Annotated in this window: 5 protein-coding genes; 3 read left to right on the forward strand and 2 right to left on the reverse strand. The window is 74.6% G+C overall.

Features of this window, described 5'->3' with window-relative positions; all coding sequences use genetic code 11:
* Positions 1-77: 77 nt before the first annotated feature.
* Complete coding sequence (gene malQ, locus AC4H2H_RS19595; RefSeq protein WP_494372512.1) at positions 78-2,258, reverse strand: 4-alpha-glucanotransferase; 2,181 nt, start codon at positions 2,256-2,258, stop codon at positions 78-80.
* Positions 2,259-2,374: 116 nt separating this feature from the next.
* Between malQ and AC4H2H_RS19600 the strand changes: the two genes are divergently transcribed.
* On the forward strand, positions 2,375-3,481 hold the full coding sequence (locus AC4H2H_RS19600; RefSeq protein ID WP_494372509.1) for a mechanosensitive ion channel family protein: 1,107 nt from the start codon (positions 2,375-2,377) through the stop codon (positions 3,479-3,481).
* Between the two features lie 27 nt (positions 3,482-3,508).
* Here AC4H2H_RS19600 and AC4H2H_RS19605 read toward each other — a convergent pair whose 3' ends face one another.
* Complete coding sequence (locus AC4H2H_RS19605) at positions 3,509-3,796, reverse strand: PTS sugar transporter subunit IIB (protein ID WP_494372510.1); 288 nt, start codon at positions 3,794-3,796, stop codon at positions 3,509-3,511.
* Positions 3,797-3,911: 115 nt separating this feature from the next.
* Here AC4H2H_RS19605 and ptsP point away from each other — a divergent pair, with 115 nt between their 5' ends.
* Positions 3,912-5,615, forward strand: a complete 1,704-nt coding sequence (gene ptsP, locus AC4H2H_RS19610; protein WP_494372511.1) for a phosphoenolpyruvate--protein phosphotransferase — start codon at positions 3,912-3,914, stop codon at positions 5,613-5,615.
* Positions 5,616-5,729: 114 nt separating this feature from the next.
* A partial coding sequence (locus AC4H2H_RS19615; RefSeq protein WP_494372513.1) for a globin occupies positions 5,730-6,130 on the forward strand: 401 nt, incomplete at its 3' end.

Genomic DNA, 6,130 nt, shown 5'->3' on the forward strand with positions numbered 1-6,130 from the left:
CGACAAGAAACCACGGCTCTACCTCGCGAGACCACGGCTCTACCTCGACGGACCACGGCTCTACCTCGGCGATGAGGTCAGAGCTCGGCGTTCATCACCTTCACGAGCGAGCGCAGACGGGCGCTGTCGAAGAGGTCCTCGAGGAGGACGACGTTGCCCGACGAGTCGCCGAGGGGGACCTTCCAGTTGGGGTACTCCTGGTCCGTGCCGGGCTGGTTCTGCGAGCGTCGCTCCCCCACCGCGTCGGCGAGCGAGACGCCGAGCAGTGCCGCGGGCGTGCGGCGGACGAGGGCGTGCAGCGCCTCGACGAGCTCGCGCTCGGACGGGTCGTCGCCGACGAGCTCGCGCTCGCGGAGGAACGCGACCATCGCGTCGCGCTCGGCCCGCGCGGCGCGCCGCACCTCGGCGACGTCCTGGTTGAGGACGCGGAGGCGGTCGCGCAGCTCGACGTGCTCGCCGGCGAGGTAGCCCGCCGACGGCGGCAGGTCGTGCGTCGTGACGGTCGCGAGCGCGAGTGCGCGGTAGTCCTCGGGGGGCAGCGGCGCGCCGTCGCCGGACTTCTCGAACCACAGGACGGACGTGCCGAGGATGCCGCGGTCGGCGAGGTAGTCGCGTACCCAGGGCTCGAACACCCCGAGGTCCTCGCCGATGACCGTCGCGCCCGCGCGGTGCGCCTCGAGGCACAGGATGCCGATCAGGGCCTCGTGGTCGTAGCGGACGTACGCCCCGGCGTCGGCGCGCGCGCCGCCCGGGATCCACCAGAGGCGGAACAGCCCGATGACGTGGTCGATGCGGATCGCACCCGCGTGCCGCAGGACCGTGCGGAGCATGTCCCGGTAGGGGGCGTACCCGGCGCGCGCGAGCGCCCGTGGGTGCCACGGCGGCTGGGACCAGTTCTGCCCCTGCTGGTTGTACATGTCGGGCGGGGCACCGACGGAGACGCCGGTTGCGAGCACGCCGCGGTGCGCCCAGACGTCCGCGCCCTCCGGGTGCACGCCGACGGCCAGGTCGTGCATGATCCCGATCGACATGCCCGCCTCGCGCGCGGTGCGCTGCGCAAACGCGAGCTGCTCGTCGGCGACCCACTGGAGCCAGCAGTAGAACTCGATGCGGTCGGAGAGCTGCTGCCGCAGCGCCGCGACGGTGGCGCTCGTCGGGTCGGTCGCCCCGGGCGGCCAGTCGCGGTCGCCGTAGTGGTCGGCGAGCGCGCACCAGGTGGCGAAGTCCTCGAGGCCCTTGCCCTGCTCGGCCCGGAACGCGTCGAGCGACGCCTGCCGTGCCGTGGAGCGTGGCGCGGCGAACACGACCTCGAGGGCGGCCTTCTTGGCCTCCCACGCGGCGTCGCGGTCGATCGGGCCGGGGTCGGTGTCGAGGTCGCGCACGGGGTCGAAGGCCCACTCGACGAGCGAGCGGTCCGCCGCGGACAGGTAGGCGGTCTCGCGGATGTCCTCGACGCGCACGTAGAGCGGGTTGACGAACCTCCGGCTCGTCGGGAGGTAGGGCGACGGCGTCATGGGCGTGCGCGGCTCGGCCGCGTGCAGCGGGTTGACCAGCACGAAGTCGGCGCCCGCCTCGCGGGCGGAGAGCCACGCGAGGTCGGCGAGGTCGGCGAGGTCGCCCACGCCCCAGGACGCGCGCGAGCGCACGGAGTACAGCTGCGTCATGAACCCCCACGTGCGCCGCCCGGCGACGGCCGGCGGCGGTTCGAGGCGGCGCGGCGTGACGACGAGCGTGGCGCGCGCCTGCATCCCGTCGCTCGACGCGTGCAGGTCGTGCCAGCCGAGGGAAAGGTCGGCAGGAAGCTCGAACGTCGCCCGGCCGATGCGGCGGCCGTCGACCGTGCGCGGCTCGACGAAGTCGTCGGCCTGGTGGAGGTCGCGGCGCGCCCGCGGCGACCGGACGGCATGCTGGCCGCCGCGCCGCGGCGCGTCTGCCTCGAGCTCGACCCACACCTCGACCGCCGCGCCGTCGACGACGTGCACCGGCACCGGCACGACGTCGCCCTGGCGGACGACCACGGTGGGCGGGAGCATCTGCCGCCACGCGTCGTCGTGCGAGTGCTCGAGGCTCACCGCGACCTTCTCCGGCGACGCCGCGGGGACGCCCAGGGCCTCGAGCACGGCGACGAGGGTCGAGGCGCGGACCTGGCGCCGGGTGCCGTCGAAGTCCCAGAAGTCGGACGCGACGCCGTGGGCGTCGGCCAGCTGCACCAACGGCTCGGGCAGGTCCGTCTGCGGGGGTTCGCTCACGCACCGCATCCTGCCAGAACGCGGGCCCACGAGCAGCGCGTTCGCCCGGCGTGCCCCGCTCGGGAGGCCCGTGGTCGACAGGGTGCTCCCACCGCCCGCACGCCTCGCGCGGGTACCCTGCGGGCATGCTTCACCGTTCCGTCCCCGTCGTCAGCGCCCCCGTCCCCGGCTCCGTCGCAGCCGACGTGACAGAAGGCCTCGAGCTGACCGATCCGTCGTCGTGGTGGCAGTGGTTCCTCGGGGTGCCGCTGCGCGTCCTCCTCGTCGTCGTGATCGGGACGGTCGCGCTCGCTCTCGTGCGCCGCGTCATCCGTCGCGTCACCGAGCACATCGCGGAGGGCACCCCCGCGCTGCAGAGCAAGCGGCTGGAAGGTCTCGGCAAGACCGAGGTCGGCAGCGTCCTGCTGCGGGCCAACCCGCTCGCGACCGCGCGCCGCGCGCAGCGAGCGCGCACCGTCGGGTCCGTCCTGCGCTCGACGGTGAACATCGTCGTCATCACGACGATCGTCCTCATGGTGCTCTCCGAGCTGGGCGTGAACATCGCGCCGTTCCTCGCCTCGGCCGGCATCGCGGGCGTCGCGCTCGGCTTCGGCGCGCAGAGCCTCGTGAAGGACTTCCTGTCCGGCACGTTCATGCTGCTCGAGGACCAGTACGGCGTCGGCGACTCGGTGGACTTCGGCGAGGTCGTGGGTGTGGTCGAGGAGGTCGCGCTGCGCGTGACCAAGGTGCGCGACGGCGACGGCACGCTCTGGTACATCCGCAACGGCGAGATCTTGCGCACAGGCAACAAGACCCAGGAGTGGGGACGGGCCGTCGTGGACGTGCGGGTCGCCTACTGGGCGGACGTCGACAAGGTCCGCGACACCCTGCTCGCCGCCGCGGAGGAGGTGCGCCAGGACCCGGTGCTCGGCACCTACTTCCTCGAGCCGCCCGAGGTCATGGGCATCGAGGCGATGACGGCCGAGGCGTTGCAGCTCAAGGTGCAGGTGAAGACGCAGGCAGCGATGCAGTGGGAGGTGGCTCGCGCCCTGCGCGCGCAGGTGCGCACCGGCCTGTCGGAGGCGGGCATCCCCCTCGCGGGTGCGCAGCAGGTGGTCGTCCTCGACCACTCGCCCGCGAAGCCCGACGACGACGCGGGAGCGACGCCGTCGGACGCCGGCCGCCGCGCCGCTCGGGGCGCCGCGGCGGCGGCCGCGGCCACCGAGGCCACGAACAAGGACGCTCCGGCCTGAGCCGGGGCCGTACGGCTCAGCGGAGCTTCAGCGCAGGCCGTCGAGCTCCGCGGCGAGGTTGTCGGCCTCGGGGCCGACGATGACCTGCACGACGCGACCCGAGCGCACGACGCCGAACGCGCCCGTCGCCTTAAGCCGCGCCTCGTCGACGAGCGCGGGGTCGGTGACCTCGACGCGCAGTCGCGTGATGCACGGCTCCAGGTCGACGACGTTGCCCTGCCCCCCGAGGGCTTCGAGGATCTGCTGTGCCTTCTGGTCCGAGGGGGTGCTCATCGAATGTGTCTCCTGAGGCGAGTCGCGGGAGGGATCCCGCACGGGATCCGGGGTGTCGGGGTGCCGTGCACCTCACCGACAGCCTAGTCTCCTTGGACTGTTGTCACCGGATCGACGCGGCGCCGGGAGCGGCGCCGGGACGGACAGGAGCGGGGTCGTGACGGGCGGAAGCCAGGACGTGGAGCAGCGGGTCATCACCGGCATCGGCGTGTGCCCGGGCACGGTGGTCGGACCGGTCGTGCTCATGCCGGAGCCGATCGCGGAGCCGGCACCGGGTCTGCGCCTGCCGCCCCGCGCGGACCACGAGGCCCAGGCGCGGCGCGTCGACGAGGCGGCCGGGCAGGTCGCGGCCGACCTGCAGCGCGCGGCCGACGCCGCGGACGGCGAGACGCGCGACGTCCTCGAGGCGACGGCGGTGATGGCGGCGGACCCGACGCTCGCGGCGGACGCCCGGCGGCGCGTCCTCGAGGAGCACCTGGTGCCCGAGCGCGCGGTGTGGGAGGCGGCCGAGGAGGTCGTGCGCCAGTTCACCGAGCTCGGCGGGCACCTCGCGGAGCGGGCGCGCGACGTCGCGGACGTGCGCGACCGGCTGGTCGCCGCGCTCACCGGCCGCCCGGCGCCCGGTGTGCCGGAGCACCCCGAGCCGTTCGTGCTCGTCGCGCCCGACCTCGCGCCGTCGGCCACCGCGGCGCTCGACCAGGCGCGCGTGCTCGCGATCGTCACCGACGGCGCGGGCCCGACGTCGCACACCGCGATCGTCGCGAACGCGATGGGCATCCCCGCGGTCGTCGCGGCGACGGGCGCGAGCGCGGCGCTCGCCCCGGGGGACCTCGTGCTCGTCGACGGCTCGGCGGGCACCGTCGTCGTGCACCCCACGGACGCGCAGGTCTCCGCGGCGAGGGCCCGCGCGCAGCGGGTCCGCACGTTCGACGGGACGGGGCGCACGCGTGACGGGCACCGCGTCCAGCTCCTCGCGAACGTGGGCGACCCGGCGGGTGCCGCGCCCGCCGCGGCCGCGAACGCGGAGGGCGTCGGGCTCTTCCGGTCCGAGTTCTGCTTCCTCGACCGCGATCAGCCGCCCACGGTGGACGAGCAGGTCGCCGCGTACCGCACGGTGCTCCGCGAGTTCCCCGGTCGCAAGGTCGTGGTCCGCACGCTCGACTCCGGCGCGGACAAGCCGCTGAACTTCCTCACGGTCGACGGCGAGGAGAACCCGGCGCTCGGCGTCCGAGGCCTGCGCACGGCGGCACGCTGGCCCGAGCTGCTCGAGGAGCAGCTCGACGCGATCTCGCGCGCCGCCGCCACCGAGGAGGCCGAGGTGTGGGTCATGGCGCCGATGGTCTCCACCGTCGGAGAGACGGAGTGGTTCGTCGAGCGGTGCCGGGCGCACGGGCTCGACGTCGCGGGCGTCATGGTCGAGGTGCCGAGCGCGGCGCTGCTCGCGGGCCCGATCCTGGCCCGTGCGGCGTTCGCATCGATCGGCACGAATGACCTCACCCAGTACACGATGGCGGCCGACCGCCTGCTCGGCTCGCTCGCCGAGCTGAGCGACCCGTGGCAGCCCGCCGTCCTGCAGCTCGTCGCGGCGACGTGCGCGGGCGGCGCGCAGCAGGGCCGACCCGTCGGGGTGTGCGGCGAGGCGGCGTCCCAGCCCGTGCTCGCCGTCGTGCTCGTGGGGCTCGGGGTCTCGTCCCTGTCGATGACGGCGCGCGCGATCCCCGACGTCGCCGCCCTCCTGCGCGAGGTCGACCTCGACGAGTGCCGGCGGCTCGCGCGGCTCGCGGTCGAGGCCGAGAGCGCGGCCGGGGCGCGCGCCGTCGTGCGCGAGAACCTGCCTGTCCTCGCGGACCTCGGGCTGTGACGTGCGCCGCTCGGACGCCGGCCCGACCGCGAAGGACCCGGGCGCGCGGCCCCGCGGTGCGATGATGGGCCGGTGACAGAGCCCAGCCCCCGCCCGACGCTGCCCGTCACCGGGATGACCAACGAGTCCGCGCCGGTCCGCCCGAGCCGCACGTTCTACGACGAGGTCGGCGGCCACGAGACGTTCGTCCGCCTCGTCGACGCGTTCTACGAGGGCGTGGCGACGGACCCGGTGATGCGGCCCATGTACCCCGAGCAGGACCTCGCGGGTGCGCGCTGGCGCCTCACCGCGTTCCTGGAGCAGTACTGGGGCGGCCCGACGACGTACAGCGAGCAGCGCGGGCACCCGCGCCTGCGCATGCGGCACGCCGGGTTCAAGGTCAACCCCGACGCGCGCGACCGCTGGCTCGCGCACATGCGCGCCGCCGTCGACACCCTGGACCTCGCACCGATCCAGGAGGCGACGCTCTGGGACTACCTGGAGCGCGCGGCGCACTCGCTCCTCAACACGTTCGA

Source organism: Cellulosimicrobium sp. BMG9.22 (genome assembly GCF_059159975.1).